Raw genomic sequence first — 26,532 nt, forward strand, 5'->3', positions numbered from 1 at the left:
TCGTCGAAGCAGATCTACGCCCAGATCATCGACGATGAGAAAGGCGCGACGCTCGTCGCATCAGTACCCGGCTCACCTGGACTGATAAGAGTCATCCGCGATGGACGGCGCATCTGGGAAGGCATAGACCGGGGAGCAGAAGTGCGCCTCCCCGGGCCGGGTGTCTACCGGGTGGAGGTGGAGCGGATAGTGCTCGGGAGATATCGGCCATGGATATATGGAAACCACTTCTTTCTCCGGTGAAAGTCCGTAGACTTCAGGAGCGTCTGGCGTGTTTAGGCTTTGACCCAGGTGAGCCCGACGGCCGGTATGGCATCCTCACCCGGGAAGCGGTGAGGGAACTCCAAGCCGCCTACAGACTCTCTGTGGATGGCATTGCCGGCCCGGAGGTTGCACGGCTTCTCTCCCAGGATCTTCCCAACCTCAGAATGGCTGTATGTGCAGGGGAGGGCGATTCCCTTTCGTCAATAGCTCGCACACGGGGAACGACGGTTGAAGCCATCATTGAGGCGAACGCGCGGAAGCGATTCGAGCGAGTTTACACCGGGGAGAGGCTCGCCATACATAGACGGGCCGCTATCGCCATTGCAGGGTCAAGGGCCTCGACTCCGACGGTGAGAGCGGCCTGGGAGAATAACAGGTGGACGGAGATTGCGCGCCCGTGCTTCCGGCTTGCTCCAGACGGAAGTGTCGTCCAGATGAACCAGGGGCGCGCCTCTTTGGCAATTCTGACCGACACACTCGACCAGTATGGCACCGTACAGGACCCCACTTGCACTGGAACCTTCCTCCACGATCGAAACCGCGCCCACCGGGAACAACAGGTGGAGAAGGTGGTGCGAGGGGCGGTCTCGGCCCGGTACGCCGGTGTGCTCGTTGATCTGGCAAGGGTCTGCGAAAACGACTGGTGGGCACTGGTGAGGTTCCTTCGAGAGCTAGCCCGGGAGTGCTCCGGGGCAGGGCTGAAACTGGGGGTCTGTGTACCTGCGTTTACCAAGCAAACCCGCAGCACTCCGGAGGTCTTGGGCTATGATTTCGAGGCCATAGGCCAGATAGCCGACTTTGTGGTGGCTGATCACCGAAATCCCTTTACATTCTGGGACGCTACCGTCTCCATGTGCCGGGTGGTGCCAAGATGGAAGCTTATCGCGTGCATCAGAGTCTGCCCATATTCGACCGGCAACGGGTCCCCTGAAGACCTGGACTCGGAGGCGCTCTCGAAGCTCAGAGTCAGGCATGTAGTGCGGGAAGGCCGAGACGAAGTCTCCTCCGTTCCATACTACTTCTACAGGTCCAAGGGTGTAAGGAGACGAGTGTGGCACGAAGACAGTATCAGTGTCGGCTCCAAGCTCCACATGGTGAACAGGCTCAATATTCTGGGAGTAGCATTCAGGGGGGTTGATACAGCCCGGCACGACGTGTTTGCGGAAATCGCGCACAGGTTCATCATCATGTGACCCCCGGCATATAGTTTGATGGAAGGTGGACTGATCCGCCATCGCCAGGGGGGAGGAACAAGTGGGAATCCAGCTCGAGAAGAGAGAACTTCCGATCGCAAGGTTAGCGGGACAGGGTCTGGCCGAGATCAGCCTCCAGAGATCTGCGGCTTTGCCCTCTGACCTGCCAGACATGTCAGGCGCGGAGTCAGAGGTCGTGCTGTGGGCCGGAGGGACCCCGGTCGTGAACATGGTGGAATCGAACATGGGAGAAGTACGGATTGAAGGGCACATCCATTCCCGCCTTCTCTACATCTCCCATGGGGAGCCGGGGACAGTCCATGGCGCTTCTCTGGACGAACCCAGGTTCGAAGCCACGATCCCGGTTCCGGGTGCGACCCCCGGGATGGACGCCGAAGCCGATGTAAGATTGGTTCAGTTCTCGGCTGAGAGCACGGGTCCTAGGGGGATCTCATTCACGGCCGCACTCGCTGTCCGCGTTGACCTGATTCAGCGCGGAACGGTGGACGCCGCGGTGTCCGTGCAGGCGTCCGGCGGGTCGCGTGTGTCCGTCCTTACCGATGAAGTGTGTGTGAAGCAGGAAGTTGCCACGGTTTCGGATGATGTTCCACTGTCCGAGACCCTTGAGCTTCCTGAGGACTACCCGGTGCTCGGCAACAGTCGGTCTCAGGTGGGGGCGGCCGGGGCGGCCAGGATCGTGGGCACAACTGTGAGCGAGGGTCGGGTGACCGTAGATGCCGAGATAGCTGTGGAGGCGGCATATGCGGTTCCAAGGGGCGTGCCGGCGGTGAACATACTCTCCTACGACCGGATTGGAATCCGCAAGACCTTTGAGGTTCCGGAAGCGAGGAAAGGTATGAAGGTCACGGCGTCCGCCACTCTGTCACGTCTTGCAGTCACTCCGGATCCGCCGCGCACGCTTGTCCTCGAGGGTGTGCTCTCTATTTCTGCAACGGTTGCGGAGTCGCGTAGGATCAGCGTGATAACGGACATCATATCGGAATCAACCGAGATCGTGGATGCACAGACCGAAACGGTCGTCACTGATCAAGTGGTGGCCGAGGAACGCCTGGAGTTTACAGTAGAGGAGTCTGTCTCGCTCCATGCTGCTAAGGAACAAAGAGCACTCTCGGGAATGGAGGAGGTCCGCTCCACCCGCGGCGCTGTCTGTCTGACATCTGCAGAGCTGTTCGACGGTGAGGTGGCTGTGAGGGGCTCCATTGCGGCACATGCGATCTTCGGGGACGTGGCAGAAGACGAGGAGGGTCAATTCCCCACCGCATTTGCCGTGGACGTCCCAGTTGAATTCTCAGATTCGGCGGACGTTGCCGGGGTGGAGGAGGACGACAGAGTCCTTGTGTCCGCCGCAGTGGAAGGGCTACGCCTTGAGAGGCCCGCCCCCTCCAAACTGGAACTGGAGGCCGTGGTCCGCGTGGACGTGTCCGTCCTGCGCGAGAGGGCGGTTGCAGTAGTAACCTCTGCAGAAATGGTGACCCCAGTCAGGCTCGACCCGTACTCGATGACTTTCTACGTGGCTGGCCCCCGTGATACCCTGGGCCGGATCGCCAAGCGGTACGGTGTTCCCCCAGACAGGATCGCGGCGGCAAACAATATGTCCCCTACGGACACCTTGTCCTGCGGGCAGAAGATCTACATACCCGCCAGACTGTAGCGCCCGCAGTCCTGCGCTCCCGGCAGCGCCCGGTGGCTTACCTCCGAGATGGGGGTGACACCGAGGCGCTGCCGGGGTTGTACGGACCCGCCCATGCTAGGAAAGCGTGCTCAGAATTCTCACGCGTCTAGGGGCCGCACCAACCTTCACCTGTTCGAGTTCCATCCGGCACAGCGTGTCAATGAGAGATACTGTGTCGTCAGAGGGGCCGGTCACCACGACGAGACGGCCACCCCGGGCGAGGTCGATGCCTTCTGGATGCTTCTCGACACCGATAGAGAACAGCCGCGTCCTCGTGCGCACATCATACGCTTGCACCGATTCGGCCCCGGAGTCAGTCAGGTAGACGGTCCGCCCTTCGGGATCCAGTACAAGCATCTCTGGAGCGGTGGTAGCAGTTATTACATCGCGTGCAACCGACCGGCGGGTTACGTCCAGCAGACCGATGGAGGTAGGCGCTGTGAACAGCAGGAAAGAGCAGGCAGGGCAACCGGCAATAGCTCCCACCTTAGGAGCTGGGATGGTTTCCTCAAGTGACACCTGTGCCTCGATGTTGCACACGACTATCTCTCCGTTGACCGAATCAGTGACCCAGAGTGCCCCCGAGTGAAGCGCCATGTCTCGAGGAATGGTCCCAGGGGGCAGTGTGATCGATCCCACGACCGTGTTCTCAAGCGGATCTACTATGGCGACCTGTGGTTCATCCCCTCCGCAGAGCACATACACGGCGAGGCCACTGGGGGACGCCACGACCGTGGACGGGGCCGCGGCCGGGTATGCGCTCGCCGTAAGGTCGATCGATGCGATTACCGTGTCAGTCCTCGTGTCCAGTACGCTGACGCTGTTGCCCAGGATATTCGCCACATAGAGTCTATGCCCATTCGGAAGAATGTCCAGTCCGAGTGGGCCTTTACCCGTTGCCACAGGCGGACCCAGAAGGTCGGCCATCACCGGATCCAGCACATAGACCGCGTCAGCGCCAAAGCATGCAACATAGGCCTTGAGCACCGCTGTGCCTCCTCCCGTTCTGCACTCCTCATACTATGTGGCCGGAGGCCCGGGCGCGCCTAGTAAGCAGGAGGATATCCCCTGCGTTTCTGTGGAGGAATCGTGGCTCGATGCACGAATACTAAGGCGCCCGGTGTGTCCGGGAGGGGAGGTCTTGAATATTGGAGCAACCTTTGAAGGTGCTCGTAGTAGATGACGAACCAAGCATCGTCGAACTTGTCAGGTTCAACCTGGAAAGAGAAGGTTTTGCCACCGATGTCGCGTCCGACGGCCGAGAGGCTCTTGCCGCCGCGCGGCAGGGCAAACCCGACATCATCGTGTTGGATGTCATGCTGCCCGGGATGGACGGGTACGAGGTGTGCCGCGTCATCAGACAAGAATCATCAGTTCCCATTATCATGCTGACCGCGAAGACTGATGAAATAGATCGGGTACTCGGGCTTGAACTGGGAGCGGACGACTACGTGGTCAAGCCGTTCAGCCCACGGGAGCTCGTGGCGAGGGTGCGGGCAATCGCCAGGAGACTCAGGCCGAGTGCGAGCATTGCCTCGGAGCCGCTGATCACCGCCGGGAACATATTCGTTTACCCAATGAAGCACAAGGTCGAGGTGGCAGGGGCTGAGATTACGCTTTCTCCCAGGGAGTATGATCTCCTCAAAACACTTGCCGAAAGCCCCGGCAAGGTGTTCACCCGTGACGTGCTCCTGGACCAACTGTGGGGGTACGAGTACTTCGGTGACACACGTACGGTGGATGTCCATGTGCGGAGGCTGAGGCAGAAGATCGGGGATGCAGGCGGAGACCCTCAGTGCATCGAGACTGTTCATGGAGTCGGGTACAGGTTCGCAGAACACCTGGGGCCGACAAAGACGCCCCAACCGGGGGCGGGGAGATGACACAGTGGATCTCATCCGTGGTAGGTAGGACTGCTGCTTCCGGAGGTCTGTGCACTCTCGCAGTACTCGCCGGGATTTCGGGTTACCATGTGCCTGCTGCTGCTCTGCTTGTCATTGCCCTCCTTATCTCAATCCTCTCCGTGTGGGACACAGTGCGGGCCGCTGAGGGGTTGAGGGATGTCTGCGTATCCGCCCGCTCGGGGGATCTGTCCAGACGGGCCCGGGCGGCCGGACCCAGGGAACTCTCCGCTGTCGCCAAGGACCTGAACCTGGCTTTCGCGGCCATATCTGAGAGACTTGACGCCTTCGCACTCGAGAAGAGTCACCTCGAAGCACTCGTTCTGGGCATGCCGGACGCGTTGCTTGCAACGGATGCCCGGGGGAGGATTGTCCTGGCAAACCCGGCCGCGGAGCGAGTCACGGGCACGAGCTACAGGGTCATGTCGGGCAAGCACATCCTGGAGATACTGCGCGAGCACCAACTCGCTGACCTGGTGGACCGTGCTCTGGCTGGCGGTGACGTGGGAGAAGCCGAAATACCTGTCTTGCGCGAACAGCAACTGGTCCTAAGAGCTACAGCTGCACCGGTCCGGCGGGGAGAGGGCCCAACCGCCGGCACAATCATAATCCTCAGGGACGTCACGGAAGTCAAACACCTGGAACAAGTGCGTGCGGACTTTGTGGCTAATGTGTCTCACGAACTGAGAACGCCGCTCACGTCCATCAGGGGGTTTGTCGAGACGCTCCTGGATGGGGCCATGAATGACCCTGACACTTGCCGGCGGTTTCTCACCATACTGGACCGGGACACCGAGCGACTCGCCCGGCTCATCAATGATCTGATGGACCTATCCAAGCTGGAGGCAAGTGGGTCGCTTCCGCCCTTTGAACGTGTCGACTTGTTTGAGGTTGCTGCGGAGACCGTGGCCTTACTTGGCGTGAGGGCGGCGGAGAAGTCAATCCGCGTGGAGAACGCCATAGAGCCGGACCTGCCTGCGGTCTGGGGAAATCCCGACATGCTGCAGCAGGTCCTGTACAACTTGATCGAGAATGGTATCAAGTACACCCCTGAGGGTGGAGAGATCAAGCTCACCGCGATTGCGAAAGACGGGTTCGTCACTGTCTCATGCTCCGACACGGGAATCGGCATCCCTGCGCACGCCCTGCCGCGCATCTTCGAGAGATTCTACCGAGTGGACAGGACGCGTTCCAGAGATCTCGGAGGCACCGGCCTCGGGCTTGCGCTGGTGAAGCACGCGGTGGAGCGGCAGGGGGGAACCGTCACCGTGGAGAGCACCGTAGGGCAGGGGAGCGTATTCAGGTTCACGGTTCCCCTAGCGAGATCGGAGGGCTGACGGCGATTGGCACAGGGCATTAAGATCGAGACTCGCAACCTCTCGTTCTACTACGGAGACTTCAGAGCTCTGAGGGACATAAACATGAAGGTGCGACGGAACTCTGTCACCTCCCTGATTGGACCGTCAGGTTGTGGCAAGTCCACATTCCTTCGGACGCTGAACCGGATGAACGACATTCACGATCGAGCCAGGGTGGAAGGTGAGGTCCTGATAGAAGGGGAGAACATATACGCCCCGTCGGTGGACGTTGCGAGCCTCAGGCGGAGGGTAGGGATGGTGTTCCAGAAACCCAACCCATTCCCGATGTCAGTCTACGACAACGTGGCCTACGGCCCTCGGGTCAATGGGGTGGCAAGCAGGGCTGAACTCGATGCCATTGTAGAGAAGAGCCTGCGCGCGGCGGCGCTTTGGGATGAAGTCCGCGACCGTCTCAGCAAGTCCGCGCTGGGCATCTCCGGCGGGCAGCAGCAGAGGCTCTGCATAGCAAGGGCGCTCGCAGTGGAACCCGAGGTGCTTCTGATGGACGAGCCGTGCTCAGCGTTGGACCCGATATCCACATCGAAGATCGAGGACCTCATCTTTGAACTCAAGCGGGAATATACTGTGGTCATCGTTACCCACAACATGCAACAGGCGGGAAGGATATCCGACGATGTGGGGTTCTTCCTCGCGGGTGATCTGGTAGAGTTCGGGCCTGCCACCCAGGTCTTTGAGAGCCCGCGGGACAAGCGAACCGAGGACTACATCACCGGCCGGTTCGGCTAGAGAGGGATCTGGCTGATGAGACACCCTTTCGATCTCAAGCTTCAGGAACTCCAGCAGTCCATACTGCGGATGGGCAGCATGGTGGAGCAGACCGTGTCAAACGCAGTGCGGGCCCTCGCGGAGCAGGACACGGTCCTTGCGCGAAAGGTGGTTGAATTCGACGACTCCATCGACGACGCGCAGGAAGCTATCGAACAGTCGTGCATGCACGCAATTGCGCTTCAGGCCCCGCTCGCGGGGGATTTGCGGCTCATCAGCGCCATAGTCCAGATTGCCACGGACCTGGAAAGAATGGGTGACCACGCCACCAACATCGCGGAGGTGGCGCTCAGAGTCGGCCATACCCCCCTGATCAAGCCTCTTGTGGACATCCCGAAGATGGCGCAGATGGCGCAGAACATGCTGAGGCAGAGCCTCGATTCTTTCGTCCGCCGTGACACCGAACTCGCTCAGCGCGTTGGCAAGATGGACGACCCGGTGGACGAGATCTACGCTGCGCTCTTCGATGAACTAGCAGATTACGTGATGAGGTGCGATGACCCTGCCAGGGGGCAGCAAGCGATCAACCTCTTGTTCGTAGCCAGGGACCTCGAGAGGATTGCGGACCATGCCTCGAATGTCGCAGAGCGGACGATTTTCGCAGTCACCGGAACGAGGGTCCGCTTCAACAAGCAGCCATCAACCTAGCGAGAGCGGAGGACTGGATCTTGGACGCATCCCGGTTCATTGACTCTCTTCGCGCAGCCCGAGACTACCGCGGACAAGCTGTCTGGGTTGAGACCATACCCGAACGGCAGGCCCAGTACGGGGAACTCGAACCCGAACTCGCGCCGGCTCTCCGCCGGGTGCTCAGCCAGATGGGCATCACGTCTCTCTACACGCATCAAGCCACCGCTATAGACCTCGTCCGGCGCGGGGAGGATGTGGTGGTAGTAACCTCGACCGCGAGCGGCAAGACGCTCTGCTATAACCTTCCCGTTATCGAATCGCTCATGGCGGAGCAGGCAGGGACTGCACTCTACCTCTTTCCCACCAAGGCGCTTGCCCAGGACCAGCAGAGGGGGCTTGCACGGTTCCTGGAACTTGATCCGGACCTCCCTATCAGATCCGGTACGTACGATGGCGATACACCCGACACGACAAGGAAGAGACTTCGGGAGAACGCCAACATAATACTCACCAACCCGGACATGCTTCACCAGGGGATCCTCCCTTCCCACCCGAGCTGGTACCGGTTCTTTTCAGGCCTGAGGTTCGTTGTGGTGGATGAGATCCATGCGTACCGCGGCGTTTTCGGGTCCAACGTGGCGAACGTCTTGAGGAGACTCGAACGGGTGTGTCGGCACTACCGGTCCAAGCCAGTCTTCATCTGCTGCTCGGCCACGATCGCCAATCCCGGGGAGCTTGCGGAGAAGATTACCGGCAGGCCCGTGCGGGTAGTGGATAACGACGGGGCGCCACGAGGGGCGAGGAAGTTCGTATTCTGGAACCCCCCCAGGATCACCGGGTCCATGGAGCGGAGTAGCTCCAACGCCGAGGCCGAGAGGTTGATGGTCCGCCTCATACAGGACGGGGTGCCTACAATTGTTTTCGTGCGGGCAAGGGTCGTGGCGGAACTCATCTACAGGTACGCGCAGAAGAGCCTTCTGGAATCAGCTCCGTCCCTTGCGAGGAAAATCAAGCCCTACCGGGCCGGGTACCTTCCATCGGAACGCCGAGAAATCGAAAAGCAGTTGTTCTCCGGTGAACTACTGGGAGTGGTCTCAACTAACGCTCTTGAACTCGGGGTGGACATCGGCACTCTAGACGCAAGTCTGATCGTGGGGTATCCAGGGACTATCGCCTCCACCTGGCAGCAAGCTGGACGGGCGGGGCGGAAGGGGCATGAATCGCTCACAGTCTTTGTTGCGCACGATCTTCCGATAGACCAGTACCTCATGCGCAACCCTGAGTACTTCTTCGGCCGGTCCCCCGAGCACGCCATCACCAACCCCGATAACCCCTACATCCTCTGGGGACATCTGCGCTCGGCAGCGATGGAGATGCCGATCTCCCGGTCTGAGTTGGACAAGTTCGGTGAGTACGCCCCCGCCCTTCTGCAGCTGCTCGTGGAGAAAGGGGACATCATGCCCACCAGGCAAGGGTGGCGCTGGATAGGCAGGGGATTCCCGGCGAATGATGTCCGCCTTCGAAGCGTGTCCGACGATACTTACACCATTGTGGACACGACTGACGGAAACCGGGTGATCGGGACCATTGACGAGCTCTCGGCCTTCTCCCAAGTGCATCCTGAAGCTGTCTACATTCACGACGGCGAGACTTACCTTGTCGAGAACCTCAACGTGGAGGAGAAGGTTGCATACATTCACAAAGCGGACGTGGACTACTTCACACAAAGTGTGACCGAGACCCGGGTTCAGGTAGTAGAGCGGGACCAGGCCAAGGCTTGGCGCAAGTGCCAGCCGGAATTCGGCGATGTCACAGTCACCAGTCTCACTTTCATGTTCAAGAAGATCAAGTTCTACGAACGGGATAGTATCGGGTTCGGCAAGATAAACCTGCCGGCGAACGAGCTGTCTACCACAGCTTTCTGGCTCCCGCTCCCCGAGAACACCTTGAAGCTTGTGGCACAATACGGTAGGATTCCCTCAGAAGGCCTGATAGGAATCGGGAATGCGGCATCCGCTGTAGTGCCCCTCTTCGCCATGTGCGATCCAATGGACATCGGCGAAGTCGTAGACTCCACGAACACAGGGGTGCCCACCCTGTTCATCTACGATAGACACCAGGGAGGTGTGGGGTTCGCCCAGAAGGCCTATCAGATGGTTGAGGAAGTGATGGAGGCCTGTCTCAACCTGATTGAGAACTGCTCGTGTGACAATGGCTGCCCATCGTGTGTGGGTTCCCCGATACCCCCCTTCGCGCAGCTAGATCCTGACACCTCGCCGAGGGGAAGGATCCCAGACAAAGAGTCTGCGCTTGTAATACTCCATAATCTCCTCGAGCGCGAACCATACATCCCGGTCCACCCGCCCGTGAGTCTTTGGGGCCGAGGAGCCTCAGAGGACGGGCAGGATCAGAACCAGCCTGGGGATGAGGAAGCCGTCCCGGTTACCGTAAAACCGCTTCCAGAGGGGGTGGAGCGCAGGATCAGGAAGATGATGGGCACACTCAGGTAACAGCTGTTAGCCATTGACTTCAGTGTAGGCCCATTGTATAATTATGCGACAATATCCGAACACTCAGGAGGCGTGTGATTCCGATGAAGAAGGCCCTCGCAATTGTGTCTCTTTGCATTGCTTTCTCGCTCATGCTTGGCGCCACTGCACTTGGCGCGGCGAAGCCGGTTCTTCGTGTTGGTACTGACGCAACTTACCCGCCCTTCGAGTTCCAGGATGAAAAGACGGGCGCCTATGCCGGGTTCGACATGGATCTGATCCGGGCCATAGGCAATGCCATCGACATGGACGTCCAGATAACCAGTGTCCAGTGGGATGGAATCATCCCCGGGCTCATTGCGGGCAACTACGACGTCATCATCTCGGCTATGACCATCACGGACGAGCGCCTCAAGGCTATCAACTTCTCCGACCCGTACTTCACGGCAGGTCAGGTAATTGTCACCTTGGCCCGGGACACCTCCATCAACACCATAGACGACCTCCAAGGCAAGAAGGTCGCGGTCCAGATCGGAACCACGGGTGACTTCGCGGCGTCTGAGGTCCGGGGAGCTACCGTCAAGAGGTTCAGCACCACCCCTGAGGCCATCCAGGAAGTCAGGAACGGCGGGGCCGCGGCGGCGGTCATCGATCTAGGGGTCGCGGCGGAGCTGGCAAAGGAATACAAGGACATTAAGTACGGATCCCCGTTCACTCTCGAGTACTACGGAATTGCGGTGAGAAAGAAAGACACCGAACTTCTGAAGAAGATCAACAGGGGCCTCGCGGCAGTGAAGGCCTCCGGCAAGTACGACGAGATCTTCTCGAAATGGTTTGCCGGAACGAACTAGAGCGTCCTCGTCCGGGCCGTGCGCCGGAGCCGGCGCACGGCCCTTTAAACGTGTATACCTTCCCGGACGACACAAACTGGAGGAGTAACCGTGGATCTTGACTTCTCAATGATCCCCCGCGTGATGCCGGCGCTGCTGGTAGGCGCGTTGATGACTGTCGAGCTTGCGATCCTCTCAGTTCTCATCGGATTCGTAATAGGCTCGCTTACAGGCATCGCGAGGGTAGGCAAGAACCACGTCATGCGTCTTGTCGCCACTGTGTACGTTGACTTCATCCGGGGCACTCCACTCCTGGTTCAGATATTCCTAGTCTACTTCGGGCTCCCTGTGATCATTGGGCGCCCCGTTCCTCCCATGATTGCGGCGCTTTCGGCATTAGGCATAAACTGTGGCGCCTATATCGCTGAGATCGTCCGGGCGGGGATCCAGTCCATAGACAGGGGGCAGAACGAGGCGGCGAGGTCTCTCGGACTCACCTACAACCAGTCGATGAGGTATGTCGTCTTCCCACAGGCTTTCCGCAGGATAATCCCGCCTCTCGGCAACGAGTTCATCGCAATGCTCAAGGACTCTTCGCTGGTTTCCGTCATAGCCATGGAGGAGTTGCTCAGAAAAGGCCAGATCGTGATCACAAGGACATTCCGGCCATTCGAGGTGTACAGCGTCGTGGCCATAATGTACCTCGTCATGACCCTGGCCATATCCCAACTGGTCCGGTGGTCCGAGAGGAGGCTGAAGGTGGTTGATTAGGGCAGTCCGCCTCGAGAAGTACTTCGGACGGAACCATGTACTCCGCGGCATAGACGTCGTGGTCAGGCGACAGGAGGTCGTGGTGGTCATCGGGCCTTCGGGGTCCGGGAAGAGCACTTTCTTGCGATGTCTCAACCTTCTGGAGACGCCTTCCCGAGGTGAGATATACTTTGAGGACAAGCTGATCACTGACCCTCTAGTAGATGTGAACAAGATCCGAACCGAAATGGGCATGGTGTTCCAGCGGTTCAACCTCTTCCCCCACCTGAAGGTGATCGACAACATCACCCTCGCCCCGGTCAAAGTGCGGAAACTCCCGATTGAAGAGGCCCGGGCCCGGGCGAGAGAACTCCTTGCCAAGGTTGGCATACCTGAGAAGGAGAATGCTTATCCGGAGGAGCTCTCCGGAGGGCAGCAACAGCGGGTGGCGATCGCCCGTGCTCTTGCCATGCGCCCGAAGGTGATGCTGTTCGACGAGCCCACGTCCGCACTCGACCCCGAGATGATCGGGGAGGTGCTGGATGTCATGAAGAACCTGGCCAAGGAAGGCATGACAATGGTGGTTGTCACCCATGAGATGGGCTTTGCGCGCGAGGTGGGCGACAGGATCCTGTTCATGGACGAGGGCATGATCGTGGAGGAAGGTGAGCCGGAGGCTCTCCTCACAAACCCCAAGAACCCGAGAACGAGGTCATTTCTGAGCAAGGTTCTGTGAGGGCCCGGGCGGACGTGGCTGTCCGGGGCAGGCGTGTGCTGGCAGGGTGTTTAGGGCTTCGTACACCGAAGCGGAATACACATAACGCGATCCCACCCTGGCGTAAACATGCGTGGAGGGGGGATCGCGTCCGTGTTCAGGGATACGTTCTCTACGTTCTCTCGCATGGTGAAACGGGTACTTGGAGGGCGCTCCAGAAGCCTTTTGCTCCTCGCGGCCTGCCTCGCCGGTGCCGGGATCGTCGCCGCGGTGGCGCAAGGTCTGCTGGGGTGGCCCGGTGAAGGCGGACTGAGCCTTCACCACCTGGGGGGCTGGGGGCGCAATGACGGGGAGGGTGCTGAACACCCTGATGGGTGGAAGCTTCCGGAGAGGGCGTCTGTGGGCTATCCTGCTCCCGGGTTCTCGGTCAGATCTCATGAGGGTGTCCGGGCAAGCCTGTCCGACTTCGAGGGAAGGGTCGTGCTCCTGGTGTTCTGGCGGACCACATCCGGAGCGTGCCTTTCACGGATGCCTGCTCTCGATCAGTTGCACCGGGAGTGTGAGCACGCGGGGTATGCAGTAGTTACAGTGGCAGTCTCCCAGGATGCTAAGACTGTCGAAGGCTACCTCTCGTCCAGCGGGTTCGCGGTGCCCACATTCCTCGACCCCAAAGGGGATTTGGCCCGCGAGTACGGGGTGACGGCAGTCCCCACCACTTTCGTCATCGATGGACAGGGCGTGGTCAGGGACTTCCGGGTCGGCGCGATGAGCTACGCGGATATGGTCCGCGCCATCAAGAACGCGCAGGGAACAGGGCCTTAAAGGCAAGGGGAGCGACGTAGGTGGCCCACAACGCCATTACCGCGTACCTCAACACGCTGAAGAAGGGGGCAGGAGGAAGGATAGCCTTCAACCCCACCCTGAGGCCCATGAGGACGCCCAGGCCCAGGAGGGCTTTGAGCACTTGTACAGGCAGGGCTGCCCTCACATCGTAGCGGATGTAAGCCTCTTCCAGTGTATATCCGATACCGAGACCCATAACGAACCCGAGAGTCTGCGCGGACTCTGACGCGAGGTTGGGGTCGAAGGAGGAGACCAGGAAGACCAGGCCAGGAACGGCTATGGATGCTCCTATTCTCCCTCCTATGGAGGGTATGGGATTCGAGCGCGCGAGGCGTTCTTGCGCCCAGATGAAGACAAGTACCGCGGCGATGCCCAGCACCGCCCCGACGACCACGTCCGAGGGGTAGTGGACAGTCGCGTACACTCGGGTAAACGAAACCAGCACGATCACAACCGCGGCCACCCAGGTTACCCAGCGCTTCTTGACAGATGCCGCGACATAAGTCCAGAATGTGGCGGTCCCCTGCGCATGGCCGCTCGGGAAAGACCACCCGGTCCCTGTCTTGAGCAGAAACTCCGGGGCATTGAGATGGGGATATGTCACGTAGGGACGAGGAACGCGAAAGGCGAACTTCAAAAGGATGTTGAAGTGAGAAGACACCGCGGTGACCATCCCCAGGGAGAACCCAAACGGCTTGCTCACGCACCAGAAGATGACTGGTATGACTGCCATATAGAAAGTGTCTGCACCCAGGTTCGTGATAACCTTCATGATTGAGTCCAACGCGGGCGTTGCGAGGCCGCGCAAGAACTCAAAGACTGCCGGCCCTGCCAATATGCACCACCTCCGCTATTGATGATTCTGCGCCTCTGCGTGGAATCCTCCATTGACCGATTGGACAGATGGGCAGACCCAGACGGACGACAAAAGGAACTCGCGGGTCTCTGCCGCGGATTGGAGGGGCTCTCTTGATCGTTAGTGTCGGAGACATCATGGTTGACGTGTACTTCAGCTTTCCGGACCAGAGAAACCCACGCACGGACACCGTGGGACGGATCGAGCTTTCTGGGGGAGGGTCCGCAGCGAACTTCGCGGTGTGGGTCGCCAGGGCAGGTCGCCAGTCCGCACTTGTGGGCAGGATCGGTGCCGATTCCATCGGAATGGCGGTCGAGCAGGAACTTCGGGCGGAGGGTGTGAGGCTGTTCCTCGCGCGCGACCCCGAATGCGACACTGGCAGGGTCGGGGTGATTGTGGGCCACGGCGGGGAAAGAGACATGATCTGTGATCGCCGTGCGAACGCCCGGCTTTCGCCGGAGGATGTTCCGAAGGCAGTCATCGCGCGGGCCGAATGGGTGCACATCTCTGGATACACTTTCTTCGAGAGTGGCCCGGCGGCTGCGGCCCGAATGTGCATTGAGGTGGCAGTGTCGCACGGGATCCCTGTCTCGGTGGACCCGGCGGCCTACGCGTTCATCAGGAAGGTTGGGCGCCACGCTTTCCGGGATCTGTGCGCCGGCGCTACGGCAATCCTGCCAAACATCGACGAGGGCCGGGCCATGACCGGGCTCGACGGTCCAGAAGAGATAGCTGAGAGCCTTCTCGCGCAATTCGAAGTCGTGGCCCTGAAATTGGGTGCCGACGGATGCCTGGGCATGCGGCGGGGCACGCACCAGACGGTGCGGGAACGCGTTCGCCTGGATGCAATCCCCACGCTGGCCGTCGATACTACCGGGGCAGGAGATGCCTTCGATGCCGGGTTCGTCTTGGAGTACTCCCGGACGCAAGACCTGCGTAAGGCGCTTGAGCAGGGCAACGAGATGGGGGCGATGGTCGCAGGGCAACAGGGAGCTCGAGCCCGGCGGGCTTGACTCAGGCTGCCCAGTTCAACCCAGCAGTATCCGGGCGCCCACCGCGAGCAGAGCCACGCCCACGAGTTTGAACGGGCTGAAGGCCAGTTTCTCTGCCCCGAGCCAACCGAGATGGTCGATAATGGCAGCCATTCCGATCTGCCCTACAATTATCGCGGTGGTGGCGTTCACAGCGCCTGTTTTCCGGATTCCGTAGGCCACCGCGAAAGTGATGATGGGACCGACAGGGCCCCCCAGAAGGGCCCACCAGGGGGTCGAACCTATCTTGCCTAGGCCCCCTCCTCCCAATCCAAGGATCAACCCTACTCCAGTGACGGCTGCTCCGGACAGGAGCACGACGAATGTAGTCTCGACAAGGCCAATCACACGGGACGCTGCAGCGTTCACCACACCCTGGAACGCCATCGCCACGCCACTCACCGCCGCCGCGAGAAGGGCAAGACTCAGAATCCGCAACTCCCTACCTCCATCTGACAGAGACTCCCCACGCCTCGTAGTCTGCCCAGATCGGCCGGCGCACCAAAAGGCGGAATAGTGTCAAACAGGGCAATAGGCACGCAAGAAGGATTTGTAACGACAAGAGAGAATAATGGACAGTGGGCGACAAGTCCCACTGGTGCAAACATTGGCACTCATACTGGTTTGCCAAGATCAAAACAAAAGGAGGCCTAGGTCCATGCGGAGGTTGCTGACCATTCTTGTGTGTTCCATCATGGTGCTCGCTGTTCTGCCCATAGGGGCGACCGCGCAGAGACTTGCCAAGAACCAAGTCGCTTCCTACGACTTGGGGGCGGAACCCGAGACGCTCGACCCGGCGATGTCCACCGGCATCCCCGAGGCCATTGTCGAGCTGAGCTGCTTCGAGGGCCTCACCAGGCTGGATGAAAAAGACACACCCCGGCCAGCCATTGCAGAGTCTTGGACCATCAGTCCTGATGGGACTCTCTACACCTTCAAGCTCAGGAAGACCAAATGGTCCGATGGGACCCTGCTCACCGCTCATGATTTCGAGTGGGCGTGGAAGCGTGCCCTGGCCCCCGAGACTGCCTCAGAGTACGCGATACAGCTGTGGTACCTGAAGAACGGCCAGGCGTACAACGAGGGCACAATCAAGGATGCCTCCCTGGTCGGCGTGAAAGCCACCGACGACTACACCCTCGTGGTAAGGTTAGAGCACCCGACCGCCTACTTCCTCTCGCTATGCGCGTTCCCGACGCTCATGCCTGTGAACCGCAAGGTCGTTGAGGCAAATCCGACGGGCTGGTTTCAGAACCCCGCGACCTACATAGGCAACGGGCCCTTCAAGGTGGCGAAGTGGGAGCACAACTCCGTCCTGGAACTTGTTAAAAACCCGAACTACTGGGATGCGGCCAATGTGAAGCTGGAGAAGGTCATCATGTACCTGATCGATGACCGTAATACCGTCCTTTCTATGTTCGAGACCGATCAGATCGACATGGCCGAGGACCCTCCCACCACAGAGATGCCCAGGTTGGAGCGGGAGGGCTTGCTCAAGTTCTCGCCCTATATTGGCACCTACTATTACATGTTCAACGTGAACAAACCGCCGGTGAATGATCCCCGCGTAAGGAAGGCACTCACCATGGCGATAGACCGGGCGGCCATCATCAAGTACGTAACCCGGGCCTACCAGACCCCAGCCTTTGCGTATACTCCATATGGGCTGCCGGACGCCGCCCCAGGCTCAGACTTCAGGAAGGTCGGCGGTAACTACTTCAAGGAGGATCTAGAAGCTGCAAAGAAGCTCCTGGCCGAAGCGGGCTATCCCGGAGGCAAGGGCTTCCCGACTCTGAGCATTCTGTACAATACCCACGAGGGCCACAGGAGGATCGCTGAAGCCATACAGGAAATGTGGAAGAAGAACCTGGGGATCAACGTGGTCCTCACGAACCAGGAGTGGAAGGTCTACCTGGCATCGCGTGACGCTGGCGACTTCCAGGTCGCCCGCGCTGGCTGGATCGGTGACTATCTGGACGCTATGACCTTCATGGACATGTGGATCACGGACGGCGGCAACAACGACACCGGCTGGGGTGACAAGAGGTATGACGACCTCATCGACCGCGCGAAGAGAACCGCGGACCCTGCCACCCGAATGAAGATGCTTCACGAGGCCGAGGCCATCCTGATGGATGCCATGCCGATCATGCCGATCTACTTCTACACCAATCCTTACATGTGCAAGGACTGGCTCGTGGGTGTCGGGAGATCGGTTCTGGGCTTCGTCGACTTCTCCAAGGCTTACGTTCTCGAGCGATAGAGTGATTGGAAAGGCGTATGCCCGTGCGATAAGACGCGCAGCTGTGTACGGAGGTGTGCGCGGGTGTCCCGTGCACACCTCCGACGCTGGCACCACATGGGAGTTGATGGGTTTTGCTCGCGTACATCCTGCGCAGGCTCGTTTCAGTGGCCATGGTTGTCTTCGTCGTCACCACTGCGACCTTCTTTCTCATGCATGCCATACCAGGAGGGCCATTCACACGGGAGAAAGCCCTCGCACCCCAGATCAAGCGGAACATCGAGGCCAGGTACAGGTTGAATGACCCTCTGTGGAAGCAGTACGTGGACTACATGCGAAACCTCATAAGGTGGGATCTGGGGCCTTCGTACAAACACCAGGGAAGGACTGTCAACGACATCATAAACGAAGGCTTCCCCGTGTCAGCGAAACTCGGCGCGCTGGCCATCGTGTTTTCGTTGGCGGTTGGAGTGCCGGCGGGTATCATCGCCGCCATAAAGCAGAACAGATGGCAGGATAACGTGGTGATGGCCGCCGCCATTATCGGAGTGTCGGTTCCCAGTTTCGTTCTGGCCACTCTGCTCATGTATGTCTTCGCGGTCAAGCTTCGATGGTTGCCGGCGGCCCTGTGGGGAACTCCCAAGCACGCCATCATGCCGATGCTCGCCCTGTCCGGGTTCCCGACGGCGTTCTTCGCAAGACTCACAAGGTCTAGCACTCTCGAGGTACTCTCCCAGGACTACATCAGGACGGCCAGGGCCAAGGGGCTTGCATGGTTCGTGGTGATATACCGCCATGTGGTGAAGAATGCGATCCTGCCCGTGGTCACCTACTTGGGCCCTCTCATTGCGAATGTCCTTACGGGAAGCTTCGTGGTGGAGAGTATCTTCGCCATACCCGGCCTGGGACGCTACTACGTGACGAGCATCTACAACCGAGACTACACGACGATCCTAGGGGTGACCGTGTTCTACAGCATCCTCCTCGTGGGCCTGAACTTCCTTGTGGATATCGCCTACGGGTACGTGGACCCCAGGATCAAGTTGGTCAGGGTCAGGGAGTGATGGGCTGTGGAGTTCTCACATGACCTTTTTGCGCCGGTAGCGAAGGACATCGAGAAGGCGGAGGCCCTCGTCCGGCCCAGCGTTACCTACTGGCAGGATGCCTGGCGGAGACTGAAACAGAACCGGATGGCCATGGCGGGACTGGCTGTGATCACGTTCATCTTTCTGACAGCGGTGTTCGGGCCCATGCTTTCGCCTTACAGTTATTCTGATCAGAGCCTTCTGGACCAGAACCAGTTCATCAGCCGTGCGCACTGGCTCGGCACCGATGACTTGGGCCGCGACCTCTTGACGCGCATCATGTACGGTGCGCGCATATCCCTCGCCGTTGGTATCCTGGCTAGTCTCATCAATCTGACGGTGGGTGTCATCTACGGTGGGATCTCCGGGTTCTACGGCGGGCAAGTGGACAACGTCATGATGCGGATTGTAGAGATACTTTACGCTATCCCGCTTCTGCTCTACGTAATCCTCCTAATGGTTATCCTGAAGCCCGGACTTCAGAACATCCTGATCGCCCTGGGTGCGGTCTACTGGTTGGGAATGGCCAGAATCGTCCGAGGGCAGATACTCTCCCTCAAGGAGCAGGACTTTGTCCTAGCTGCGAGGACACTGGGGGCGAGCAGGTGGCGCATTCTCTTCCGCCACCTCATCCCGAACTCCATGGGCCCCATAATCGTCACTGCGACACTCAACATCCCGGGGGCCATCTTCACCGAGGCATTCTTGAGCTTCATCGGGCTAGGCGTGAACGCGCCGATGGCGTCCTGGGGGGTGCTGGCCTCTGATGCCCTGAGCGGGTTCAGGTCGTACCCATGGCAACTCTTCTTCCCGGCGGCCGCGATCAGCGTGACGATGTTCGCCTTCAATTTCCTGGGGGATGGACTCAGAGACGCCCTGGATCCCAAGCAGCGCAAGTAAGAGGCTCGCCCACACCTGAAGGGGGAATTCTCCTTGGAGAGATTGCTGGAAGTAAGGGATCTCAAGACCTCGTTCTTCACCTATGTAGGCGAAGTCCAGGCTGTGAGGGGCGTCAGCTTTCACGTGGACGCCGGAGAAGCCATCGCCCTCGTGGGCGAGTCAGGATGCGGCAAGAGCGTAACCGCTCTCTCCATAATGCGGCTTGTGCCTCCGCCTGGAGTCATAGGGGAAGGGGAGGTCGTATTCAATGGGCGTGATCTGCTTAGGCTCCCGGAACGAGAGATGCGGGACGTCCGCGGCAACGAGATCGGCATGATATTCCAGGACCCAATGACTTCCTTGAACCCCGTGCTCACTATCAAGACGCAAATGGTGGAGACCCTACGGCTCCACCAGAAGCTCTCCAGCCCAGCGGCGGGCGCAAGAGCCGTGGAGCTTCTGAGGATGGTGGGGATTCCATCCCCCGAGAGACGGATTGCGTCCTACCCCCACGAATTCAGTGGGGGGATGAGGCAGCGTGCGATGATCGCAATGGCCCTGTCGTGCAACCCCAAACTCCTCATAGCGGACGAACCCACGACCGCCCTGGATGTCACCATCCAGGCGCAGATAATCACGCTCATGAAGGAGCTCAAGCGCAAGTTGAACACCGCCATCATCCTGATAACCCACGACCTCGGAGTTGTGGCCGGGCTCACCTCCCGGGTGATTGTGATGTATGCCGGCAAGATAGTGGAGTCGGGCAGTGTGCGCGACGTCTACTACAACGCACAGCACCCATATACCTGGGGCCTTCTCAAGTCCGTGCCCAGGCTCGACGAGGTGTCCAAACAAAAGCTCGTGCCGATACTCGGCCAGCCGCCGGACCTCATCGAGCCGCCCACCGGCTGCCCGTTCGCCCCCAGGTGCGACCACGCGATGAGGATATGTCAGGAGGAGCCACCGGCGTATGTCAGAGTGGCTGATGGGCACCAGGTGGCATGTTGGCTCCAGCACCCGATGGCCCCCGCCCACGTACGGGTGAGGAAAGGGGGCGTGGCGTGATGGCGGCCCTGGTTCAGGTGAAGAACCTCAAGAAGTACTTCACCATCGGCGGTGGGTTGTTCAGAGGGCGTCGGGCAACGCTCAAAGCCGTGGACGACATAAGTTTCGAGATTGAGAAAGGAGAGACGCTTGGGCTAGTCGGGGAGAGTGGATGTGGAAAGACCACTGCCGGCCGGACGATAGCCAGGCTCTACGAGCCCACAGGCGGAGAAGTGATATTCGACGGTGTGTCGGTTTTTGATCTATCCGAGCAGGAGATGCTCGCAGTTCGACGAAAGATGCAGATGATCTTCCAGGACCCTTATGCGTCACTGGATCCCAGGATGACGGCGGGCGACATCATCGGGGAGTCCATAGACATCCACGGGCTTGCCAGGGGGAAGGCCAGGACGGAGATGATCGGGGAGCTCCTGGCCACTGTGGGGCTCAACCCGGAGCACGTCAACAGGTTCCCGCATGAGTTCAGTGGAGGGCAACGACAGAGGATCGGGGTGGCGAGGGCACTCGCGGTAGATCCGAGTTTCATAATCTGCGATGAACCCATCTCGGCTCTCGACGTGTCGATCCAGGCCCAGATCATCAACATGTTGGAGGAGTTGCAGGAGAAGCGAGGGTTAACCTACCTGTTCATTGCCCACGACTTGTCTATGGTTAAACATACGAGCCGCCGTGTCGCAGTGATGTACCTGGGCAAGATAGTGGAGCTTGCGGATAGCCGGAGTCTATACAAGAACCCCCAGCACCCGTACACCAAGGCACTCCTGTCTGCGATTCCCATCCCCGATCCTGACGTGGAGGCGCGGCGGCAGCCTGTTATCCTCGAAGGGGATGTCCCGAGCCCGATCGATCCTCCTCCGGGATGCAGGTTCAGGACCAGGTGCGCATATGCCATGCCCAGATGTGGAGAGGAAGATCCCGCCCTTCTCAATATGGGGGGGCACTACGTCGCCTGTCACCTGATCGGGTAGCTGAGTGAGGCCGAGCGTCCCGGGCCGCCCAGGCGAGCCGCACGGGCGGCTTTTGTTTTGGTGCGCGCACATGTTGCGTGGCGGCAGGGCGGGGACCCGAGTAGGCCCGGGGCTCTGAGGCAAATCTACAGCTGATAGTCGACTCAAGAAGAGGTGCTACCGTGTCGTCTTCGAAGAACAACACAAGTCGCGGAATTACAGCAACGGCCTTATTGATCGCCTTCTTGTCGATCCTCCTCCACCTCGTGCCAGGCCTGTCTGTGGCATACGCCTCTCGGGCGGCGGCGCCGGATATCAATGCCAGATCCGCAGTACTACTGGACGCGGAGACTGGCCAGGTTCTCTACTCGAAGAACCCGGACGAGAAGGTCGCACCAGCCAGCATAACCAAGATAATGACTGTGCTGCTGGTGGTGGAACACGTCGCAGAAGGCCGGATCTCGTTGGACGATATCGTCACCGTGAGTGCGGCTGCGTCGCTCATGGGGGGCTCGCAGGTGTACCTGCGCCACAACGAGAAAGTCCCAGTCCGCGAACTGCTCGCAGCTGCCGCCATCAGGTCCGCCAATGATGCGTGTTTCGCCTTGGCCGAATACGTCGCAGGGAACGTGGACGACTTCGTCGCTCTGATGAACAAGCGCGCTTCGGAACTGGGCATGGAGAACACACATTTCGCGAACCCCGAAGGCCTCGACAACCCAGATCACTACACAACCACCCGGGACATCGCTGTGATGGCGCGGGAGGCGGTCCGCCACCCCGAGATCCTTGGATGGACGAGCACCTGGATAGGGAAGATGCGCGGGGGAACGTATGACCTGTTCAATACTAACCGGTTGATAGTGTCGTATGAAGGCGCGGACGGGCTGAAGACCGGGTACACCGATCAGGCGGGTTACTGCCTTGCGGGGACGGCGAAGAGAGAAGACACCCGGCTCATCGCGGTGGTCATGGGAGCGGGATCCGAGAAGGAGCGCGTGTCTGAGACCGCCAAGCTGCTGGACTACGGGTTCGGATGCCTGGAGCGGGTGCAGGTCGTGGAGGCCGGGGCTGAAGTGGGGACGGTCAACGTCCCGTCCGCGGCTCGACGCGAAGTCCCCGTTGCTGCACAGGCGTCCATCTCGGCCCTCGTCTCCAAGGGGACAGCAGCACAAGTGGCGGTGCGGATCGAGCCTATCAAGGAGGAACTTAAGGCTCCGATCAAGAAAGGACAAACTGTCGGGCAAATCGTGGCAGTGGATGCCTACGGGGAGCGGATCGGGATCACACCGGCGGTTGCTGCGGAAGATGTCCCGCGGGCCAGCCTCATCGTCCGCTTCTTTAGGGCCATCGCCAGGTTGTTTTCGAGTCTATTCCGGATGGGGTAGGCACTGAAATGGAAATCCTCGCCCGGGCGAAGATCAACCTGACCCTGGATATCGTGGGTCGGCGGCCAGACGGGTATCACGACATCGAATCCATCATGCATCAGGTCGCCCTTGCCGATGAAGTCTCGGTGAACCTCGTAGGGCGCCCGGGGGCGGGCGTCGAGGTCGTGACGGACTCTCCCGAAGTGCCGGGGGGATCCTGCAATCTTGCCCACCGGGCTGCTTCAGCCTTTCTGTCCCGTGTGGGTGCCCGGGACGGTGTTTCCATTTCCATCAGGAAGAACATACCCGCGGCGGCTGGTCTCGCAGGTGGGAGCGCAGACGCTGCAGCGGTGCTGGTGGCGCTGAACAGCCTTCTCGGTTCTCCGCTAGGTGACGCCGATCTCAGAGCTGTCGGGCAGGCCATCGGAGCGGACGTCCCGTTCTGCATCGTGGGTGGGGCGGCGCTGGCGAGAGGCACCGGCGAGGTCCTTACCCCGGTTCCGCCGCTTTCGGGGGTGCCTGTTGTGCTGGTGAGGCCGAAGGTGGCAGTACCTACTCGCGAAGTATACCGGCTGTGGAACGCCCAGCCCCCCAGGTCCCTCCAGGAACAGGAGCGCGCTCGCCACGCAACCCAGGTTCTGGTTGAGGAACTCGGAGGGGTTGCTGGGGCGGGTGGTGCCGGCCAGGCGATGACCGGGCCTCATCGGAATGGGTCCGGGCCCGACATGGTCAAGGCGAAGATCAAATCGGTGTGCTCTTTGCTCTTCAACGTATTGGAAGTGGCAGCTGCCCAGTTGTCAGGCGAGATCTCTGCGGTCCGCCGGGGACTGCTCGAGGCGGGAGCGTGTGGGGCCTGTATGACCGGAAGCGGGCCGACTGTGTTTGGGTTTTTCCCATCTGGGGACGCCGCAGCCGGGGCTGCTGAAGTCATCCGCGCCACAAGACCGGAGTGTGAGATAATACTGACTGGGACGGTTGCAGGGCAACGGCCCTCAATCCTCGAATGAGGTGCTTCTGATGGATGAGCGAAACGAACAGGCGATTCGGCTCAAGCTGGACAACTACAAGCCGCTTCGGGAGATAGTCTTCGAGGGGTTGCGCGAAGCGATCATCTCCGGGCGACTCGCGCCGGGCGAGAGGCTCATGGAGACGCAGTTGGCCGAGGAGATGGGGGTGAGCCGGACTCCGGTCCGAGAAGCCATTCGAAAGCTCGAACTCGAGGGGTTCGTAGTCATGATGCCCAGGAAAGGAGCATACGTTGCCGGGCTTTCCCTCAAGGAGATCTCAGACGTATTCGAGATCCGCGGCGCCTTGGAGGAACTCGCTGCTGAGCTCGCGGCTGAGCGGATCACCGATGAGGAACTCGAGGAACTCGAAGCGTTGCTCCTGGAGATTGGGCGAAGGATGGAAAAGAACGACCTGGACGCAGTGGTCAAGGCGGATGTGGAATTCCACGACGTTTTGTTCCGAGGGGCGAGGAACACCCGGCTTTCACAGATGGTCAGCTACCTCCGGGAGCAGATCCACAGGTACAGGACTACGTCACTTTCCTATCCCGGCAGGATGAAGAAAGCCCTCGAAGAGCATAGAAAGATAGTGCAGGCTCTCTCCCAGAGAGATCCGGACCTCGCCCGACAGGCCGCGAGAGAGCACATGGACAGTGCGGAGAAGAGCCTCATGGATGCGATGAAGAAGGAGATAAAAGACAGGGGGAAATAGTCTGTGTCGATGCGAGTCGATGCTGTCATCCTCGCCGGGGCAGACAATGATGGAGCCCTCGGGGCGGTGTCGTCCGAGAAGTACGAGGCCGCGATCGATGTCGGCGGGAAGCCAATGCTCTACTACGTGCTCGCGGGAGTCCTGTGTGCCAGGTCTGTGGATCGCGTGACCGTGGTTGGGCCGGTAGATGCCCTGCGGCCTATCATACACAGCGCAGGCTGGGCAAACCGGGTTTCGCTGGTGGAACGGCGTGATTCCATCGTAGAGAATCTGATGGCTGGCCTCGGAAACGTCCCAGTGGGGAAGAAAGCCCTAGTAGTCACAGGGGATATCCCGTTCATAACCGGCGAGGCTCTCGACGATTTCGTAGCAAGGTGTGAGAAGAAGCCCGCCGCGGTGCATTATGCGCTTGTGCTGCGGTCTACCAACGAAGCGAAGTTCCCCGGGGTGAAGCGGACGTATGTAAAAATGGCTGATGGGGTGATGACCGGGGGTAACGTCTTCATGGTCGACCCGGAAGTGGTGGCGAGGAACCGCGACATCATATCGGAGGCAGTAAAACTCCGAAAGAAGCCATTTCAGCTCCTCAGGATGCTGGGGCTCAAGCTCATGCTCCGGTTCGCCTTCGGCCGGTTGACCATAGGTGATGTGGAGCGCAAGGTAGAGGAGTGGCTGGGGCTTCAGGGCCGCGGCATCATCTCACCGTACGCGGAGATCGGGGTGGATGTAGACAAGCCGAGTGACTTGGCTCTTGCTCGGCAGGTGCTGGCTGGGAGGTAGGTTTGCCTCGAGATCTCACCTCACGATACGGGAAATGCACTGAACTTGGAGGGTTTTCCTGGAATCCGTAGAATACATGAGGGCACGGTGCTCTCATTGTACTTCACGGAAAGGTGGTCGCGGGGTGAACATCACAGATGTCAGAGTGCGCAAGGTCGACACGCCCGGCAAAATGAGGGCGATTGCGTCCATCACGTTCGACGACGCCTTTGTGGTCAGGGACATCCGAGTCATCGAAGGCCAGAAGGGCCTGTTTGTCGCGATGCCGAGCAGAAGAGCCCCTGACGGCGAATTCCGCGACATCGCTCATCCAGTCACTCAAGCTGCTCGAGATATGATCGAGGAGGCCATCCTCAGGATCTACAACCAGTTGGAGGAATGAACCTCAACCCGATGCCCCGCGTCATCCCCGGCGCGGGGTTCTTCCTTCAGAAGGCGCAATCCCCACTCGCTGGATGCAAATTCTTTGGGCGGTCAGGAGGAATCCGAAGGCAGACATCAAATATGTGCAGTGTAGGCGTTGACTCACGCGACTGCAGACTGCCCTCTTTCTAGACCGCGAGCCCACGCCGCATCCCAGCCCCCTAAGCAGCCATGCAAGTGGCGGGCGAATAGCGTGAAGGCAGTGTATGAAAATTCATACTCTGGCTTTTTTGTGCCACTAGGGGGGGTATATTTTGCCAGCATCTTGAGCGGAGGTTCGTTGCATGAGCGCGTTGGCCTTAAAGGACGAAACCCTTCTTCGCGTGGAAGACCTTCACACCTATTTCGTTCTTGAGGAGGGCGTTGTCCGCGCGGTGGATGGTGTCTCCATCGAGGTCGGGCGCAAGGAAGTCTTGGGTTTGGTGGGCGAGAGCGGGTGCGGCAAGAGCATTACTGCACTCTCCGTTATGCAACTTCTTCCGAAACCGAAAGGGAAAATTCATAAAGGCAGGATCCTGTACAACCAGGGGAAGGCCGGCGTGATCGACATCGCCACTCTAAACCCTCTCGGCCCGGTCATGAGGAGCATCAGAGGCAACGAGATCGCAATGATCTTCCAGGAGCCGATGGTCTCGCTCTCGCCGGTGCACACGGTGGGGAACCAGATTGTGGAGGCCATTCGC

General features: G+C 59.7%; 27 protein-coding genes. 24 read left to right on the forward strand and 3 right to left on the reverse strand.

Annotated elements, in window-relative coordinates; translation table 11 throughout:
• The 3 genes from NUW23_07795 to NUW23_07805 form a co-directional block, all read left to right on the forward strand.
• On the forward strand, positions 1-243 hold a 243-nt coding region (locus tag NUW23_07795), incomplete at its 5' end, for a hypothetical protein (GenBank protein ID MCR4426073.1).
• Complete coding sequence (locus NUW23_07800; GenBank protein ID MCR4426074.1) at positions 210-1,457, forward strand: peptidoglycan-binding protein; 1,248 nt, start codon at positions 210-212, stop codon at positions 1,455-1,457. The genes NUW23_07795 and NUW23_07800, both read left to right, overlap by 34 nt.
• 61 nt (positions 1,458-1,518) lie before the next feature.
• Positions 1,519-3,129, forward strand: a complete 1,611-nt coding sequence (locus tag NUW23_07805) for a DUF3794 domain-containing protein (GenBank protein MCR4426075.1) — start codon at positions 1,519-1,521, stop codon at positions 3,127-3,129.
• A gap of 96 nt (positions 3,130-3,225) precedes the next feature.
• On the opposite strand, the gene NUW23_07810 is transcribed toward NUW23_07805, so the two are convergent.
• Complete coding sequence (locus NUW23_07810) at positions 3,226-4,137, reverse strand: YncE family protein (protein ID MCR4426076.1); 912 nt, start codon at positions 4,135-4,137, stop codon at positions 3,226-3,228.
• Positions 4,138-4,298: 161 nt separating this feature from the next.
• Here NUW23_07810 and NUW23_07815 point away from each other — a divergent pair, with 161 nt between their 5' ends.
• From NUW23_07815 to NUW23_07855, 9 genes are all read left to right on the forward strand, one after another.
• Positions 4,299-5,033, forward strand: a complete 735-nt coding sequence (locus tag NUW23_07815) for a response regulator transcription factor (protein MCR4426077.1) — start codon at positions 4,299-4,301, stop codon at positions 5,031-5,033.
• Positions 5,030-6,388, forward strand: coding sequence for an ATP-binding protein (locus NUW23_07820; protein ID MCR4426078.1), 1,359 nt, complete (start codon positions 5,030-5,032; stop codon positions 6,386-6,388). Before NUW23_07815 ends, NUW23_07820 begins: the two co-directional genes overlap by 4 nt.
• 6 nt (positions 6,389-6,394) lie before the next feature.
• The gene (gene pstB, locus NUW23_07825) at positions 6,395-7,156 is read left to right on the forward strand and encodes a phosphate ABC transporter ATP-binding protein PstB (GenBank protein MCR4426079.1); all 762 of its coding nucleotides are present in this window, start codon (positions 6,395-6,397) and stop codon (positions 7,154-7,156) included.
• Between the two features lie 15 nt (positions 7,157-7,171).
• Positions 7,172-7,843, forward strand: a complete 672-nt coding sequence (gene phoU / locus NUW23_07830; GenBank protein MCR4426080.1) for a phosphate signaling complex protein PhoU — start codon at positions 7,172-7,174, stop codon at positions 7,841-7,843.
• 20 nt (positions 7,844-7,863) lie between these two features.
• Positions 7,864-10,335 (forward strand): DEAD/DEAH box helicase, encoded by a 2,472-nt coding sequence (locus tag NUW23_07835; GenBank protein MCR4426081.1) that lies wholly within the window; start codon positions 7,864-7,866, stop codon positions 10,333-10,335.
• Between the two features lie 83 nt (positions 10,336-10,418).
• Positions 10,419-11,165 (forward strand): basic amino acid ABC transporter substrate-binding protein, encoded by a 747-nt coding sequence (locus NUW23_07840; GenBank protein MCR4426082.1) that lies wholly within the window; start codon positions 10,419-10,421, stop codon positions 11,163-11,165.
• A 90-nt stretch (positions 11,166-11,255) separates the two neighbouring features.
• The gene (locus tag NUW23_07845; GenBank protein MCR4426083.1) at positions 11,256-11,915 is read left to right on the forward strand and encodes an amino acid ABC transporter permease; all 660 of its coding nucleotides are present in this window, start codon (positions 11,256-11,258) and stop codon (positions 11,913-11,915) included.
• A complete protein-coding gene (locus NUW23_07850) occupies positions 11,908-12,630 on the forward strand; it encodes an amino acid ABC transporter ATP-binding protein (protein ID MCR4426084.1) in 723 nt (240 codons plus the stop codon). The genes NUW23_07845 and NUW23_07850 overlap by 8 nt, the downstream gene beginning before the upstream one ends.
• Positions 12,631-12,762: 132 nt before the next feature.
• Entirely contained in the window at positions 12,763-13,431 is a 669-nt protein-coding gene (locus NUW23_07855) for a TlpA family protein disulfide reductase (protein MCR4426085.1), read from the forward strand.
• Here NUW23_07855 and NUW23_07860 read toward each other — a convergent pair.
• Positions 13,403-14,287 carry a phosphatase PAP2 family protein gene (locus NUW23_07860; protein ID MCR4426086.1) on the reverse strand — a complete coding sequence of 295 codons (885 nt, stop codon included), beginning with the start codon at positions 14,285-14,287 and terminating at the stop codon, positions 13,403-13,405. The two genes, NUW23_07855 and NUW23_07860, sit on opposite strands and share 29 nt — an antisense overlap.
• Positions 14,288-14,421: 134 nt before the next feature.
• Between NUW23_07860 and NUW23_07865 the strand changes: the two genes are divergently transcribed.
• Entirely contained in the window at positions 14,422-15,321 is a 900-nt protein-coding gene (locus tag NUW23_07865) for a sugar kinase (GenBank protein ID MCR4426087.1), read from the forward strand.
• A 15-nt stretch (positions 15,322-15,336) separates the two neighbouring features.
• Here NUW23_07865 and NUW23_07870 read toward each other — a convergent pair whose 3' ends face one another.
• The gene (locus NUW23_07870; protein MCR4426088.1) at positions 15,337-15,777 is read right to left on the reverse strand and encodes a DMT family transporter; all 441 of its coding nucleotides are present in this window, start codon (positions 15,775-15,777) and stop codon (positions 15,337-15,339) included.
• 220 nt (positions 15,778-15,997) lie between these two features.
• Between NUW23_07870 and NUW23_07875 the strand changes: the two genes are divergently transcribed.
• From NUW23_07875 to NUW23_07925, 11 genes are all read left to right on the forward strand, one after another.
• Positions 15,998-17,602: a peptide ABC transporter substrate-binding protein gene (locus NUW23_07875; protein ID MCR4426089.1), complete on the forward strand. Its 1,605-nt coding sequence runs from the start codon at positions 15,998-16,000 to the stop codon at positions 17,600-17,602.
• Positions 17,603-17,715: 113 nt separating this feature from the next.
• Positions 17,716-18,645 (forward strand): ABC transporter permease, encoded by a 930-nt coding sequence (locus tag NUW23_07880; protein MCR4426090.1) that lies wholly within the window; start codon positions 17,716-17,718, stop codon positions 18,643-18,645.
• A gap of 6 nt (positions 18,646-18,651) precedes the next feature.
• Positions 18,652-19,566 (forward strand): ABC transporter permease, encoded by a 915-nt coding sequence (locus NUW23_07885; protein MCR4426091.1) that lies wholly within the window; start codon positions 18,652-18,654, stop codon positions 19,564-19,566.
• A 33-nt stretch (positions 19,567-19,599) separates the two neighbouring features.
• Positions 19,600-20,610 (forward strand): ABC transporter ATP-binding protein, encoded by a 1,011-nt coding sequence (locus tag NUW23_07890; GenBank protein MCR4426092.1) that lies wholly within the window; start codon positions 19,600-19,602, stop codon positions 20,608-20,610.
• Positions 20,610-21,578, forward strand: a complete 969-nt coding sequence (locus NUW23_07895; protein ID MCR4426093.1) for an ATP-binding cassette domain-containing protein — start codon at positions 20,610-20,612, stop codon at positions 21,576-21,578. Before NUW23_07890 ends, NUW23_07895 begins: the two co-directional genes overlap by 1 nt.
• 161 nt (positions 21,579-21,739) lie before the next feature.
• Positions 21,740-22,945 carry a D-alanyl-D-alanine carboxypeptidase gene (locus NUW23_07900; GenBank protein MCR4426094.1) on the forward strand — a complete coding sequence of 402 codons (1,206 nt, stop codon included), beginning with the start codon at positions 21,740-21,742 and terminating at the stop codon, positions 22,943-22,945.
• Between the two features lie 8 nt (positions 22,946-22,953).
• Positions 22,954-23,934, forward strand: a complete 981-nt coding sequence (gene ispE / locus NUW23_07905) for a 4-(cytidine 5'-diphospho)-2-C-methyl-D-erythritol kinase (protein MCR4426095.1) — start codon at positions 22,954-22,956, stop codon at positions 23,932-23,934.
• A gap of 10 nt (positions 23,935-23,944) precedes the next feature.
• Positions 23,945-24,646 (forward strand): GntR family transcriptional regulator, encoded by a 702-nt coding sequence (locus tag NUW23_07910; GenBank protein MCR4426096.1) that lies wholly within the window; start codon positions 23,945-23,947, stop codon positions 24,644-24,646.
• A gap of 9 nt (positions 24,647-24,655) precedes the next feature.
• Positions 24,656-25,426, forward strand: coding sequence for a nucleotidyltransferase family protein (locus NUW23_07915; protein ID MCR4426097.1), 771 nt, complete (start codon positions 24,656-24,658; stop codon positions 25,424-25,426).
• A 124-nt stretch (positions 25,427-25,550) separates the two neighbouring features.
• Positions 25,551-25,808 carry a septation regulator SpoVG gene (spoVG, locus tag NUW23_07920; GenBank protein MCR4426098.1) on the forward strand — a complete coding sequence of 86 codons (258 nt, stop codon included), beginning with the start codon at positions 25,551-25,553 and terminating at the stop codon, positions 25,806-25,808.
• Between the two features lie 325 nt (positions 25,809-26,133).
• A partial coding sequence (locus tag NUW23_07925; GenBank protein MCR4426099.1) for an ATP-binding cassette domain-containing protein occupies positions 26,134-26,532 on the forward strand: 399 nt, incomplete at its 3' end.

Source organism: Bacillota bacterium (assembly GCA_024655925.1).
GTDB lineage: Bacteria > Bacillota > DTU025 > DTU025 > JANLFS01 > JANLFS01.